At 65.7% G+C, this 15,204-nt stretch carries 7 protein-coding genes and 3 rRNA genes; 7 read left to right on the plus strand and 3 right to left on the minus strand.

Going from position 1 to position 15,204, the window contains the following annotated elements; all coding sequences use genetic code 11:
* Window positions 1-88 precede the first annotated feature (88 nt).
* Window positions 89-1,417, minus strand: coding sequence for an aminotransferase class I/II-fold pyridoxal phosphate-dependent enzyme (locus LNW73_RS29420; RefSeq protein ID WP_250991974.1), 1,329 nt, complete (start codon window positions 1,415-1,417; stop codon window positions 89-91).
* 115 nt (window positions 1,418-1,532) lie between these two features.
* Between LNW73_RS29420 and LNW73_RS29425 the strand changes: the two genes are divergently transcribed.
* Complete coding sequence (locus LNW73_RS29425; protein ID WP_250991975.1) at window positions 1,533-2,783, plus strand: MFS transporter; 1,251 nt, start codon at window positions 1,533-1,535, stop codon at window positions 2,781-2,783.
* A 162-nt stretch (window positions 2,784-2,945) separates the two neighbouring features.
* Window positions 2,946-3,806 (plus strand): hypothetical protein, encoded by an 861-nt coding sequence (locus LNW73_RS29430; protein WP_250991976.1) that lies wholly within the window; start codon window positions 2,946-2,948, stop codon window positions 3,804-3,806.
* A gap of 83 nt (window positions 3,807-3,889) precedes the next feature.
* Here LNW73_RS29430 and ptsP read toward each other — a convergent pair whose 3' ends face one another.
* Both ptsP and LNW73_RS29440 read right to left on the minus strand, forming a co-directional pair.
* Window positions 3,890-5,560 carry a phosphoenolpyruvate--protein phosphotransferase gene (ptsP, locus tag LNW73_RS29435; RefSeq protein WP_164298974.1) on the minus strand — a complete coding sequence of 557 codons (1,671 nt, stop codon included), beginning with the start codon at window positions 5,558-5,560 and terminating at the stop codon, window positions 3,890-3,892.
* 100 nt (window positions 5,561-5,660) lie between these two features.
* Window positions 5,661-6,110 carry a PTS sugar transporter subunit IIA gene (locus LNW73_RS29440; protein WP_250991977.1) on the minus strand — a complete coding sequence of 150 codons (450 nt, stop codon included), beginning with the start codon at window positions 6,108-6,110 and terminating at the stop codon, window positions 5,661-5,663.
* Window positions 6,111-6,825: 715 nt separating this feature from the next.
* Here LNW73_RS29440 and LNW73_RS29445 point away from each other — a divergent pair.
* The 5 genes from LNW73_RS29445 to LNW73_RS29465 all read left to right on the plus strand — a co-directional run bounded on the left by LNW73_RS29445 (window position 6,826) and on the right by LNW73_RS29465 (window position 15,196).
* A 16S ribosomal RNA gene (locus LNW73_RS29445) occupies window positions 6,826-8,350 on the plus strand.
* Window positions 8,351-8,641: 291 nt separating this feature from the next.
* Window positions 8,642-11,764: ribosomal RNA gene (locus LNW73_RS29450) — 23S ribosomal RNA — on the plus strand.
* Window positions 11,765-11,842: 78 nt separating this feature from the next.
* Window positions 11,843-11,959 (plus strand): 5S ribosomal RNA (gene rrf / locus LNW73_RS29455).
* Together the 16S, 23S and 5S rRNA genes form the textbook arrangement of a ribosomal RNA operon.
* A gap of 109 nt (window positions 11,960-12,068) precedes the next feature.
* Window positions 12,069-12,677 (plus strand): CDP-alcohol phosphatidyltransferase family protein, encoded by a 609-nt coding sequence (locus LNW73_RS29460; protein WP_250974693.1) that lies wholly within the window; start codon window positions 12,069-12,071, stop codon window positions 12,675-12,677.
* A gap of 23 nt (window positions 12,678-12,700) precedes the next feature.
* Window positions 12,701-15,196 carry a sugar phosphate nucleotidyltransferase gene (locus tag LNW73_RS29465; RefSeq protein ID WP_250974692.1) on the plus strand — a complete coding sequence of 832 codons (2,496 nt, stop codon included), beginning with the start codon at window positions 12,701-12,703 and terminating at the stop codon, window positions 15,194-15,196.
* Window positions 15,197-15,204 lie beyond the last annotated feature (8 nt).

Here is a 15,204-nt window from a genome sequence, read left to right on the forward strand (position 1 = left end):
CATAGGTCTGTACCAATGCCGCCCAGTACGTGAATACTTGACCACCAGGTGCGCGTCAAGGTTCACGACCGGAGTCACTGATGACCCGTCAACCTCCGTAGGTGCTTTCCGACTCACCCAGCACCGCCGCGAAGTCACCCGCCAGCCGGGCCGCGTCCGCCACCGGCAGGGCCGCCGTGGTGATCCGCACCCCGGGCGCCGACGCGGTACGGAACCGGGCGCCGCCCGCGACCCACCACCCGTGCGACCGCAGCCCGTTGACCACCGCCGACTCGTCCCTGACCGGCACCCAGACGTTCAGCCCGCTGCGCCCGTGCGCGATGATCCCGCGCCGCCCCAGTTCGCCGATCAGCGCCTCCCGGCGGGCGGTGTACGCGGCCTCGGCCCGCGCCACCAGCGCCGCCGTCGCCGGATCCGTCAGCAGCCGCAGCACCGTCTCCTGCAGCACATGGCTCACCCAGCCCGAGGTGAGCAGCAGCAGCCCGTCGTGCCGGGCCAGCGACGTCTCGTCGCAGGCGAGCGCGGCCCACCGCAGGTCGCTGCCGAGATGCTTGGACACGGTGCGGACCTGCGCCCAGCGGGGGAGACCGCCGGTGGTGAGGGAGTGCAGTGGAACCCCGGAGGTGTCCGCCGTGTAGTCGTCCTCGATGACCAGGACCTCGGGGGCGGCGGTCAGCACCGCCAGCAGCTCCGCCCGGCGCCGCTCGGAGAAGCACGCGCCCAGTGGGCTCTGCGAGCGCGGCATGCACACCACCGCCCTGGCCCCCGCGCGCAGCGCGGCCCGCAGCGCCTCCGGCCGCATCCCCTCCTCGTCCACCGCCACCGGAACGATGCGCAGCCCCAGCGCCGGGGCGAGGTCCAGCAGCCGGTGGAAGCCCGGGTCCTCCATCGCCACGGCGTCGCCCGGCCGCAGTTCGGCCGAGAGCAGCCGGCCGACGCAGTCCAGCGCGCCATGGGCGAACGTCACGTGTCCGGCCGGTACGCCGTCGCGCTCGAACCAGCGGCGGGCCACCGCCTCCAGTTCCGGCATCCGGGGCGAGGTCCGGTGCGACCCGGGCCCCGGCGTCACCCGCGACGGCGGCACCAGATCGGGCAGGAACGCCGGATCGGGGTGGCCGCCGGCCAGGCTCCGTACGCCTTCCGGGGTCTTCGGCGGGCGGCGCGAGCCACTGGTCCCGACGGCGGGGGCCTCGGCGACCACCGTCCCGCCGCGCCCCCGGGTCAGCACGATGCCGCGCTGCCGCAACTCCTTGTAGGCCGTGGCCACGGTGCCAGGACTGACCCCGAGATCCTCGGCGAGCCTGCGCACCGGCGGCATGGCGCTGCCGGGCGGCAGCGAACCGTCCGCCACCGCCCGCTCGACGGACGCGGCAATGCCCTTGGCGGTCGTACCACTGATCGCATATTGTGTTGCCACATTCGCAAGTATGTATTGATACAAAGACGGCGTCAAGGGGGAACGGGTGCGGAAGCGACCGGGGACGGGGACAGGGATGGCGGCGCGGATTCCGGGAGGGCCCGACGGCCGCCGGATGCTCTGGATCAACTTCGTGGACAAGACCGGGTCCGGTCTCTGGCTGAGCGTCACGGCGCTGTACTTCCTGGTCGTCGCGGACCTCAGCGCGAGCCGGATCGGTCTGCTGCTGGGACTCGCCGGCGCCGTCGGCATCGCCGGGTCACCCGTCGCCGGCCGGCTCGCCGACCGCTTCCCCCTCACCCGGCTGCTGCTCGCCGTCCAACTCCTGCGCGCCGCCTCCGGCCTGCTGATGCTCGCCGCCCACGGCTTCTGGCAACTGCTGCCCCTGGTGGCGCTCGGCAGCTTCGGCGAACGCTCCGCCTCCGTACTCACCAAGCTCTACGCCGCCCGCGTCGCCGGCCCCGACCGGTCCCGCTACCAGGCGGTCCAGCGCACCGTCGTCAACGTCGGCTACACCCTCGGCGGCCTCGGCGCCTCGGTCGGCCTCGCCTTCGGCAGCGCCACCGTCTACCGCGGCCTCCTGCTCGCCGACGGACTGTCCTTCTGCGTCGTCGCCGTACTCGTCGCCCGCTGCGCCGAACCCCCGTCCGCCACCCGGACGGTGGCCTCGTCCGCCACGAAGCGCCCGCCCGCGGCCGCCGTCCCCCCGGGATCGCCCACCGGCCCGTGGCGCGACCGCGGTTACCTCGGCTACGCCGCCACCGACGCCCTGCTCTTCCTCGACGGCTCGGTACTGCGCGTCGGCATGCCGCTGTGGATCATCAGCGCCACCACCGCCCCGCACGGGCTCGCCGCCCTGCTCTTCGTCATCAACACCGTCGTCGTGGTGCTCTTCCAGGTCCGGCTCTCCCGCCACGGCCGTACCCCGCGCCTCGCCGCCAGGACCCTGCGCCATGTCGCCGCCTGCTACTTCCTCGGCGGAGCCGCCGTGGCCGCCTCCGTCGTCGACGACCGCTGGGCGGCCACCACCGCGATGCTCGTCGCCGCGGTCGCCTTCACCTTCGTGGAGATGTACCAGGCCACCGTCTCGTGGGAACTGTCCGTGGCCCTCGCCCCGGACGACGCGCAGGGCGCGTACGTCGGGGTGCACGGACTGGCCCAGTCCGCCGAACGCGCCGCGGGACCGCTGATCATGACGACCGCGGTCATCGCGGCGGGGCCGCTCGGCTGGCTCGGCCTCGGCACGGCCCTCGCCGGAACCGCCTTCCTGCAGAAGCGCATGGTGCTGCGGCGCCTCGACTCCACACGGCCGGTGACCAACCCGTCCGGATTGTCAGTGTCTTCGATTACGTTGAGTGACAACTGATCGTCGCGCCGAGGGGGAACCATGGCACACACCGGGAACGGGAAGAAGAACAGGAACACCGGCCGGACGAGCGGCCGTTCACGGGACCGCTCGGGCGGCCGCCCGCCGGAGCGCTCAAGGGACCGTGCACAGGACCGCTCACGAGGTGTCGTTCCGCGTCGGGTGAGCCAGCGGCGCGCCCTGCGCCGTGAAGCACCCGTCATCGTCGCGCTGCTCGCCGGCGAACGGGACTTCGCCGCGATGCGCCGCTACCGCGGCTTCCCCTGCGAGGACCATCCCCAGTACCTGCGGCAGATGGACGGCCTGCTGCGCGCGCTGCTCTCCCAGGGGCTGTTCGTCACCGTCACCCTCTTCGATCCCGGGGAGTACGCGGAGTACTGCGCCGACACCGGCCAGGACCCGGACACCCCCGCCACCCGCGCCCGCTACACCGCCGACATCACCGCTGGCGGCCCCGGCGTCCCGTACCGCGGGCAGCCGGTGCCTCAACTCCTCGCCCAGCTGGGCCACGAGGCCGACCGGCAGGTGGCCTGGGACCGCGCCACCGAGGTCCTCACCGCCGCGGAAGGCCGCACCGACGGGGGCCGTGAACGCGCGAGCACCGCCTTCGAACGAGCCTCCCGGGCACTGACAGGACTCATCGAAACCGCCGGCACCGGCATCCATTACGTGGTCTGCAGCGTGCCGCTCGACGGCACCCCGCTGCTCGCCGTCCTCACCACGGAGCGCGCCGAGTCCGGCCGGATCCACTTCGCGGAGGCCGACGCCCTGGTGTTCTGCACGGTCCTCGCCGCGGCCGCCGTCAGCGACACCCCCGGCGGCATCGTCGTCCGGTCCACCGGCGCCGACGGACGGGACGAGGTACGCGGCTGGTCCCTGCGCGACGGCTGGCCGCAACCGCTCACCGAGGCGGAAGTCTTCAACGCCTACTGCACCGACGCCGAAACCGGCGAACCGGTACCCCCGGAACCCGGCGTCACGTACCGGCCCGGCCTGCCGCTGCGACAGGCGCCACGCGACTGACGCGTGCCCCGACGAGCGAGGGGCGCTCCGCCGGAAACCGGCGGAACGCCCCTCGGACCTGCATCGGCCACACACGCCGGCGATCACTCGCCGGACAGCACCGCCTGCGCCGCGCGGCGCGCCTCGTCAGCGGTGTCGGTCGCCCGGGCGGCGGCCGCCGCCCGCTCGCACTGCGCCAGCGTGTACTTCGCGAGCGTGGCGCGCACATAAGGAATGGACGCCGCACCCATGGACAGGCTCGTCACACCCAGACCCGTGAGCACACAGGCCAGCAGCGGGTCGGCCGCCGCCTCGCCACAGACACCACAGCTCTTGCCCTCGGCCTTGGCCGCGTCGGCCGACGCCGCCACCAGGTCGAGCAGCGCGGGCTGCCAGGGGTCCTGCAGCCGGGAGACCGCGCCGACCTGCCGGTCGGCCGCGAAGGTGTACTGCGCCAGGTCGTTGGTGCCCAGCGACAGGAACTCGACCTCCTGGAGGATGGACCGCGCCCGCAGCGCCGCCGAGGGAATCTCGACCATCGCACCGAACTTCGCCCGCAGACCGGCCTCGCGGCACGCATCGGCGAACGCCTTGGCGTCGATACGGTCGGCCACCATCGGCGCCATGACCTCGAGATACACCGGCAGGCCCTCAACGGCCTTGGCCAGCGCCCGCAGCTGCGTCTGCAGCACGTCGGGGTGCTCCAGCAGCGACCGCAGACCCCGCACACCCAGCGCCGGGTTCGGCTCGTCGGCGGGGGTGAGGAAGTCCAGCGGCTTGTCGGCGCCCGCGTCGAGCACGCGCACGACCACCCGGCCCTCGGGGAAGGCTTCGAGGACCTTGCGGTACGCCTCGATCTGCTTCTCCTCCGACGGCGCCTTCGCGGAGTCGTCGAGGAAGAGGAACTCGGTGCGGAACAGGCCCACACCCTCGGCGCCCGCCTCCAGCGCCGCGGGGACATCGCCGGGACCGCCCACGTTGGCGAGCAGCGGCACCTTGTGACCGTCGGAGGTGGCGCCGGGACCGGAGGTCGCCGACAGCGAGGCCTTGCGAGCGGCGGCGGCCTCTTCCAGCTCCGCGCGCTTCTCGGCGCTCGGGTTGACGAAGAGCTCGCCGGTGCTGCCGTCCACCGCGATGACGGTGCCTTCGGCGATCTCACCCGCGCCGGGCATCGCCACCACGGCCGGCACACCCAGGGCACGCGCCAGGATCGCGCTGTGACTGGTCGGGCCACCCTCCTCAGTGACGAAGCCGAGGACCAGGGTCGGGTCGAGCAGCGCGGTGTCCGCGGGTGCCAGGTCCCGGGCGATCAGTACATACGGCTCGTCGCTGTCCGGCACACCCGGCATCGGAACACCGAGCAGCCGGGCCACGATGCGGTTGCGGACATCGTCCAGGTCGGCCACCCGGCCGGCCAGGTACTCGCCCGCGTTGGCCAGCAGCGCACGGTAGGAGGCGAAAGCGTCGTAGACGGCGCGCTCGGCGGAACTGCCCACCGCGATCCGGCGCTCCACGTCGGCCATCAGCTCGGGGTCCTGGGCCATCATGGCCTGGGCCTCCAGCACGTGCTGGGCCTCACCGCCGGCCAGGTTCCCACGCGCGATCAGGTCGGCTGCCACGGCCTCGACGGCCTGCCGGGCACGGCCCTGCTCACGCGGAGCCTCCTCCGCCGGGATCTGCTTGGCCGGGGGCTCCAGAACAGCGGTACCCATGTGCCGTACCTCGCCGATCGCCACACCGTGGCTGACACCGACGCCTCGCAGCGTTGTCTCCATCTCACCTGTCTCCGGTCACTGCGACGATCGATGCCGTCGCTCAGATTCTTCCGACGTCCTCGTTGACGCCCCCTGGGGATACAGCGGTAATGCGGGGGAACTACTGCCAGACGAAGAGCGGGGCGCCGGCCTTGACGTCGCCCTCGGCGGCCACATCGCTGAGCGCTTCGGCGGTCGCCTCAAGGGCCACGACGGGGCACACCGGCGACTTGCCCGCGGCCTCGACCGCGGCCGGGTTCCAGCGGATGACCTCTTGTCCCCGCTGTACGGTGTCGCCCTTCGCGACGAGCAGCTCGAATCCGTCCCCATTGAGCTGAACGGTGTCGATGCCCAGGTGCGTCAGTACGCCGTGACCCTCGTCGTCCACGACGACGAACGCGTGCGGGTGCAGGGAGACGATGATGCCGTCGACGGGGGAGACCGCGGCCGAAGGCTCGCGCACGGGGTCAATGGCGGTGCCGGGGCCCACCATCGCACCGGAGAACACCGGGTCGGGCACAGCCGCGAGCCCGATGGCACGTCCGGCCAGGGGGGACGAAACGATCGTCATGGGGAAGCCTCCTAGATGCGGAGCTCAAAGACGCCGTCACTACCTGTCACCGGACGGCGATGCCGCTTGAGCAGCCTAAGTCATGTGAAGTAAGGATTCCGCCCGAGCGGATCCGACCATCGGGTGATCGATCCCGACCACTCAGTGTGGCATCTTCACCGGACCCGATCCGAGGGCCGAAGGACCCGCGTAGCCGATTTGCACGGGGCGAGGGCGTCCAGTACCTTGGCACAACCGCCTCGACGAGTGCCGAGGAAACGTGTGTTTCCAGGGCAGACTCGAATTGGCTGGGAAATCCGACAGAAACCTTCTGGTAAAGTCGGGTGCAGCGGGAAAGCCGAAAGGCAGAAACGCTAAAGCAAGACAGCAACACGGCAATACAATGCAGGATCTGCAGTACCCCCACTGACTGGGAATCGGACGCGAAAGCGTCTGATAGAGTCGGAAACACGAAGGGAAGCCCGGAGGGCGCCGGTGAAACGGCACCAAAGGAAGCGACCGTTCCTTGAGAACTCAACAGCGTGCCAAAAGTCAACGCCAGACTTAAAACACCCCGGGCGGAACCCATTCGGGTTTCGTTTGGTGGTTCCTTTGAAAAAGTCCTTCTACCCTCCGGTCCTTCGGGACGGGAACTGGTGGGAGGCAATTACACAGCGAGGACGCTGTGCACCACGGGCCTTATTCCGGCCGGTGGTGCCGCTCTTGCGTGGAGACATTCACGGAGAGTTTGATCCTGGCTCAGGACGAACGCTGGCGGCGTGCTTAACACATGCAAGTCGAACGATGAAGCCCTTCGGGGTGGATTAGTGGCGAACGGGTGAGTAACACGTGGGCAATCTGCCCTTCACTCTGGGACAAGCCCTGGAAACGGGGTCTAATACCGGATAACACTCTCCTCCTCCTGGGGGTGGGTTAAAAGCTCCGGCGGTGAAGGATGAGCCCGCGGCCTATCAGCTTGTTGGTGGGGTAATGGCCTACCAAGGCGACGACGGGTAGCCGGCCTGAGAGGGCGACCGGCCACACTGGGACTGAGACACGGCCCAGACTCCTACGGGAGGCAGCAGTGGGGAATATTGCACAATGGGCGAAAGCCTGATGCAGCGACGCCGCGTGAGGGATGACGGCCTTCGGGTTGTAAACCTCTTTCAGCAGGGAAGAAGCGCAAGTGACGGTACCTGCAGAAGAAGCACCGGCTAACTACGTGCCAGCAGCCGCGGTAATACGTAGGGTGCGAGCGTTGTCCGGAATTATTGGGCGTAAAGAGCTCGTAGGCGGTCTGTCACGTCGGATGTGAAAGCCCGGGGCTTAACCCCGGGTCTGCATTCGATACGGGCAGACTAGAGTGTGGTAGGGGAGATCGGAATTCCTGGTGTAGCGGTGAAATGCGCAGATATCAGGAGGAACACCGGTGGCGAAGGCGGATCTCTGGGCCATTACTGACGCTGAGGAGCGAAAGCGTGGGGAGCGAACAGGATTAGATACCCTGGTAGTCCACGCCGTAAACGTTGGGAACTAGGTGTTGGCGACATTCCACGTCGTCGGTGCCGCAGCTAACGCATTAAGTTCCCCGCCTGGGGAGTACGGCCGCAAGGCTAAAACTCAAAGGAATTGACGGGGGCCCGCACAAGCAGCGGAGCATGTGGCTTAATTCGACGCAACGCGAAGAACCTTACCAAGGCTTGACATACACCGGAAAGCCGTAGAGATACGGCCCCCCTTGTGGTCGGTGTACAGGTGGTGCATGGCTGTCGTCAGCTCGTGTCGTGAGATGTTGGGTTAAGTCCCGCAACGAGCGCAACCCCTGTTCTGTGTTGCCAGCATGCCCTTCGGGGTGATGGGGACTCACAGGAGACCGCCGGGGTCAACTCGGAGGAAGGTGGGGACGACGTCAAGTCATCATGCCCCTTATGTCTTGGGCTGCACACGTGCTACAATGGTCGGTACAATGAGCTGCGATACCGCAAGGTGGAGCGAATCTCAAAAAGCCGGCCTCAGTTCGGATTGGGGTCTGCAACTCGACCCCATGAAGTCGGAGTTGCTAGTAATCGCAGATCAGCATTGCTGCGGTGAATACGTTCCCGGGCCTTGTACACACCGCCCGTCACGTCACGAAAGTCGGTAACACCCGAAGCCGATGGCCCAACCCGCAAGGGAGGGAGTCGTCGAAGGTGGGACTGGCGATTGGGACGAAGTCGTAACAAGGTAGCCGTACCGGAAGGTGCGGCTGGATCACCTCCTTTCTAAGGAGCATTCTGGCTGCGAAAGTAGTCCAGGGCCATTACGCCGGCATCTGTTCGGCGGTGGTTGCTCATGGGTGGAACGTTGACTATTCGGCACGGTCTGGTTGCTCAGGTAAGTACTGCTTCGGCGTGGAAAACATGAGTGATGGGACTGTACCGGGCACGCTGTTGGGTCCTGAGGGAACGAAAGTTCCTTCTCGACGCCGGCCTCACAACACTTCGCCTTTGGGTGGAGCTGCGTGGGGGAGGGTTCGTTGCTTGAGAACTACATAGTGGACGCGAGCATCTGTAAGGCAAGTTTTTAAGGGCGCACGGTGGATGCCTTGGCACCAGGAACCGATGAAGGACGCGAGAGGCCGCGATAGGCCCCGGGGAGCTGTCAACTGAGCTGTGATCCGGGGGTGTCCGAATGGGGAAACCCGGCAGTCGTCATGGGCTGTCACCCATACCTGAACACATAGGGTATGTGGAGGGAACGCGGGGAAGTGAAACATCTCAGTACCCGCAGGAAGAGAAAACAACCGTGATTCCGGGAGTAGTGGCGAGCGAAACCGGATGAGGCCAAACCGTATGCGTGTGATACCCGGCAGGGGTTGCGTATGCGGGGTTGTGGGATCGTACTTCAGCAGTCTGCCGACTGTTGGGCGAGTCAGAAACCGTATGGATAGGCGAAGGACATGCGAAAGGTCCGGCGTAGAGGGTAAGACCCCCGTAGCTGAAATCTGTACGGCTTGCTTGTACGACACCCAAGTAGCACGGGGCCCGAGAAATCCCGTGTGAATCTGGCGGGACCACCCGCTAAGCCTAAATATTCCCTGGTGACCGATAGCGGATAGTACCGTGAGGGAATGGTGAAAAGTACCGCGGGAGCGGAGTGAAATAGTACCTGAAACCGTGTGCCTACAAGCCGTGGGAGCGTCGGATACCAGCTTGCTGGTATCTCGTGACTGCGTGCCTTTTGAAGAATGAGCCTGCGAGTTTGCGGTGTGTGGCGAGGTTAACCCGTGTGGGGTAGCCGTAGCGAAAGCGAGTCCGAATAGGGCGAATGAGTCGCGCGCCCAAGACCCGAAGCGGAGTGATCTAGCCATGGGCAGGTTGAAGCGGAGGTAAGACTTCGTGGAGGACCGAACCCACCAGGGTTGAAAACCTGGGGGATGACCTGTGGTTAGGGGTGAAAGGCCAATCAAACTCCGTGATAGCTGGTTCTCCCCGAAATGCATTTAGGTGCAGCGTCGCGTGTTTCTTGCCGGAGGTAGAGCACTGGATAGGCGATGGGCCCTACCGGGTTACTGACCTTAGCCAAACTCCGAATGCCGGTAAGTGAGAGCGCGGCAGTGAGACTGTGGGGGATAAGCTCCATGGTCGAGAGGGAAACAGCCCAGAGCATCGACTAAGGCCCCTAAGCGTACGCTAAGTGGGAAAGGATGTGGAGTCGCAGAGACAACCAGGAGGTTGGCTTAGAAGCAGCCATCCTTGAAAGAGTGCGTAATAGCTCACTGGTCAAGTGATTCCGCGCCGACAATGTAGCGGGGCTCAAGCGTACCGCCGAAGTCGTGTCATTCCCGTGTGAAGCCCTAACGGGTGCGGGGATGGGTAGGGGAGCGTCGTGTGCCGGGTGAAGCGGCGGCGGAAGCCAGTCGTGGACGGTACACGAGTGAGAATGCAGGCATGAGTAGCGATACACACGTGGGAAACGTGTGCGCCGATTGACTAAGGGTTCCTGGGTCAAGCTGATCTGCCCAGGGTAAGTCGGGACCTAAGGCGAGGCCGACAGGCGTAGTCGATGGACAACCGGTTGATATTCCGGTACCCGCTTTGAAACGCCCAGTATCGAACCCTCTGATGCTAAGGCCGTGAAGCCGTCCTGGAGCCTTCGGGCAAAGGGGAGTGGTGGAGCCGCCGGTCCAAGGTGGTAGTAGGTAAGCGATGGGGTGACGCAGGAAGGTAGTCCAGCCCGGGCGGTGGTAGTCCCGGGGTAAGGGTGTAGGACGTGTGATAGGCAAATCCGTCACACATTAAGTCTGAGACCTGATGCCGAGCCGATTGTGGTGAAGTGGATGATCCTATGCTGTCGAGAAAAGCCTCTAGCGAGTTTCATGGCGGCCCGTACCCTAAACCGACTCAGGTGGTCAGGTAGAGAATACCGAGGCGTTCGGGTGAACTATGGTTAAGGAACTCGGCAAAATGCCCCCGTAACTTCGGGAGAAGGGGGGCCACAACTGGTGAGGGAACTTGCTTCCTGAGCTGGGGGTGGCCGCAGAGACCAGCGAGAAGCGACTGTTTACTAAAAACACAGGTCCGTGCGAAGCCGTAAGGCGATGTATACGGACTGACGCCTGCCCGGTGCTGGAACGTTAAGGGGACCGGTTAGTCACATTTCGGTGTGGCGAAGCTGAGAACTTAAGCGCCAGTAAACGGCGGTGGTAACTATAACCATCCTAAGGTAGCGAAATTCCTTGTCGGGTAAGTTCCGACCTGCACGAATGGCGTAACGACTTCTCGACTGTCTCAACCATAGGCCCGGTGAAATTGCACTACGAGTAAAGATGCTCGTTTCGCGCAGCAGGACGGAAAGACCCCGGGACCTTTACTATAGCTTGATATTGGTGTTCGGTTCGGCTTGTGTAGGATAGGTGGGAGACTGTGAAGTCATGGCGCCAGCCATGGTGGAGTCGTCGTTGAAATACCACTCTGGTCGTGCTGGATGTCTAACCTCGGTCCGTGATCCGGATCAGGGACAGTGTCTGGTGGGTAGTTTAACTGGGGCGGTTGCCTCCTAAAGAGTAACGGAGGCGCCCAAAGGTTCCCTCAGCCTGGTTGGCAATCAGGTGTTGAGTGTAAGTGCACAAGGGAGCTTGACTGTGAGACTGACGGGTCGAGCAGGGACGAAAGTCGGGACTAGTGATCCGGCGGTGGCTTGTGGAAGCGCCGTCGCTCAACGGATAAAAGGTACCCCGGGGATAACAGGCTGATCTTCCCCAAGAGTCCATATCGACGGGATGGTTTGGCACCTCGATGTCGGCTCGTCGCATCCTGGGGCTGGAGTCGGTCCCAAGGGTTGGGCTGTTCGCCCATTAAAGCGGTACGCGAGCTGGGTTTAGAACGTCGTGAGACAGTTCGGTCCCTATCCGCTGCGCGCGCAGGAATATTGAGAAGGGCTGTCCCTAGTACGAGAGGACCGGGACGGACGAACCTCTGGTGTGCCAGTTGTCCTGCCAAGGGCACGGCTGGTTGGCTACGTTCGGAAAGGATAACCGCTGAAAGCATCTAAGCGGGAAGCCTGCTTCGAGATGAGTATTCCCACCCCCTTTGAGGGGTTAAGGCTCCCAGTAGACGACTGGGTTGATAGGCCAGATGTGGAAGCCCGGTAACGGGTGTAGCTGACTGGTACTAATAGGCCGAGGGCTTGTCTAACTATTTTTGCTTCGCGTCCACTGTGTAGTTCTGAAGTAACGAACCGTGCCAGTATCCGGTTGGTTAACTTCATAGTGTTTCGGTGGTCATAGCGTTAGGGAAACGCCCGGTTACATTCCGAACCCGGAAGCTAAGCCTTTCAGCGCCGATGGTACTGCAGGGGGGACCCTGTGGGAGAGTAGGACGCCGCCGAACAACTATTACGAGGCCTGGCCTCGGATCTTCGATCCGAGGCCAGGCCTTTTTGTCGTCTGGGGTAGGGTCGGGTGGAATCATCGGCACGTACATACAGGAGGGGCCCCCGGTGGAGGTCCAGGAGACACGGGTGCAAACGGATCGGATCTTCACGATCCCCAACATCCTGAGTATGGCTCGCCTGGTGGGCGTTCCGGTGTTCCTGTGGCTGATCCTGTGGCCCGAGTTCGGTGGGCCGAAGGCCGACGGCTGGGCGCTGCTGGTACTCGCGCTCAGCGGTATCAGTGACTATCTGGACGGCAAGCTCGCGCGGCGGTGGAACCAGGTCAGCAATCTCGGCCGGCTCCTCGACCCGGCCGCGGACCGGCTGTTCGTACTGTCCACCCTGATCGGGCTCACCTGGAGAGACATCCTCCCCTTGTGGCTGCCGTTGCTCCTGCTGGCCAGGGAGGTGATGATGGGGGTAATGCTCCTGATCCTCCGGCGGCACGGATACGGACCGCCGCAGGTGAACTTCGTGGGCAAGGCAGCCACCTTCAACCTGATGTACGCCTTCCCGCTGTTGTTGCTGAGTGATGGCAGCGGATGGCTCGCCACGCTGGCCGCAACGTGCGGATGGGCGTTCGCCGGATGGGGTACAACTCTGTACTGGTGGGCAGGGATCCTCTATGTAGTGCAGGTCCGCAGACTTGTGCGGATGGACGCCACGGCTGATTGAGCCGCAAGGAGGACTTTTCCGACATGAAGGCCGTCGTGATGGCCGGCGGTGAAGGCACGCGCCTTCGCCCAATGACCTCGAGTATGCCCAAGCCCCTGCTGCCGGTTGCGAACCGGCCGATCATGCAGCACGTGCTGACGCTGCTCAAGCGGCACGGTCTCACCGAGACCGTGGTGACCGTGCAGTTCCTCGCATCCCTCGTCAAGAATTACTTCGGGGACGGCGAAGAACTTGGCATGGAGCTCACGTACGCGAATGAGGAAAAGCCACTCGGGACAGCCGGGAGTGTGAAGAACGCCGAAGAGGCGCTCAAGGACGACTCCTTCCTTGTGATTTCTGGCGATGCGCTCACGGACTTCGACCTCACCGAGCTCATCGAATTCCACAAGGAAAAGGGCGCACTTGTCACCGTATGCCTGACGCGGGTGCCGAACCCGCTGGAGTTCGGCATCACGATCGTGGACGAAGAGGGCAAGGTCGAGCGCTTCCTGGAGAAGCCGACCTGGGGCCAGGTCTTCTCCGACACCGTCAATACGGGCATCTACGTCATGGAGCCCGAAGTCTTCGACTACGTGGCAGCCGACACGTCCGTCGACTGGTCGAGCGATGTCTTCCCGCAGCTGATGAAGGAAGGCAAGCCGGTCTACGGCTTCATCGCCGAGGGCTACTGGGAAGACGTCGGCACGCACGAGAGCTACATCAAGGCGCAGGCGGACGTCCTCGAGGGCAAGGTCGATGTCGATCTCGACGGATTCGAGATCTCGCCGGGCGTCTGGGTGGCCGAGGGTGCCGAGGTCAGCCCCGACGCGGTACTGCGCGGACCCCTGTACATCGGGGACTACGCGAAGGTCGAGGCCGGCGCGGAGATCCGCGAGCACACGGTCATCGGCTCGAATGTCGTCGTCAAGTCCGGTGCGTTCCTGCACAAGGCCGTGATTCACGACAACGTCTACGTCGGTCAGGGAACGAACCTGCGCGGCTGTGTGGTCGGTAAGAACACCGACATCATGCGGGCGGCGCGGATCGACGACGGTGCGGTGATCGGCGATGAATGCCTCATCGGCGAGGAGTCGATCATCGCGGGCAACGTCCGCGTCTATCCGTTCAAGACCATCGAGGCCGGCGCGTTCGTCAACACCTCGGTCATCTGGGAATCGCGGGGCCAGGCGCATCTGTTCGGTGCGCGCGGTGTCTCGGGAATCCTGAACGTGGAGATCACCCCGGAACTGGTCGTACGGCTGGCCGGTGCCTACGCCACTACGCTCAAGAAGGGGTCCACGGTCACCACGGCCCGCGACCACTCCCGTGGTGCGCGAGCGCTGAAGCGCGCGGTGATCTCGGCCCTGCAGACCAGCGCCATCGACGTCCGGGACCTGGAGAACGTCCCGCTGCCGGTGGCCAGGCAGCAGACGGCGCGCGGCAGCGCCGGCGGCATCATGATCCGCACGACCCCCGGCACCCCGGACTCCGTCGACATCATGTTCTTCGACGAGCGCGGCGCGGACCTGTCGGCGGGCGGCCAGCGCAAGCTGGACCGGGTCTTCGCCCGCCAGGAGTACCGCCGTGCCTTCCCCGGTGAGATCGGTGACCTGCGCTTCCCGTCGAGCGTCTTCGACTCCTACACCGGTTCGCTGCTGCGGGCCGTCGACACCTCGGGTGTCGCGGAGTCGGGGATGAAGGTCGTCGTGGACGCGGCGAACGGCAGCGCGGGACTGGTGCTGCCGAGCCTGCTCGGACGGCTGGGCGTCGACGCGTTCACCATCAACCCCGGGCTGAACGAGGCCCGGCCGACGGAGACCGCGGACGAGCGCCGGTCCGGGCTGGTGCGGCTGGGCGAGATCGTCGCCTCGGCCCGCGCGGCCTTCGGCGTCCGGTTCGACCCGGTCGGTGAGCGGCTGTCGCTGGTGGACGAGCGCGGCAGGATCGTCGAGGACGACCGGGCGCTGCTGGTGATGCTGGACCTGGTCGCGGCCGAGCGGCGCAGCGGACGGGTGGGACTGCCGGTCACCACGACCCGTATCGCCGAGCAGGTGGCGGCGTACCACGGCACACAGGTGGCGTGGACGACGACCTCGCCCGACGACCTCACGCGGGTCGGCCGGGCGGAGAGCACCATCTTCGGCGGCGACGGCCGGGGCGGCTTCATCATCCCCGAGTTCAGCAGCGTCTTCGACGGGTCGGCGGCGTTCGTGCGGCTGATCGGCCTGGTGGCCCGTACCCAGCTCACGCTCAGCCAGATCGACGCCCGGATCCCGCGCGCCCATGTGCTGCGGCGCGATGTGGCGACTCCGTGGGCGGTCAAGGGGCTCGTGATGCGGAGCGTGGTCGAGGCCGCGGGCGACCGGTCGGTGGACACCACCGACGGTGTCCGGGTCGTGGAGTCCGACGGCCGCTGGGTGATGGTCCTGCCCGACCCCGCGGAAGCGGTCACGCATCTGTGGGCGGAAGGTCCGGACGACGCGTCCGCCCAGGAGCTGCTCGACGAGTGGTCGGCGATCGTGGAGGGCGCGGGTCACTGATTCCGGGC

Source organism: Streptomyces sp. RKAG337 (assembly GCF_023701715.1).
Classification (GTDB): domain Bacteria; phylum Actinomycetota; class Actinomycetes; order Streptomycetales; family Streptomycetaceae; genus Actinacidiphila.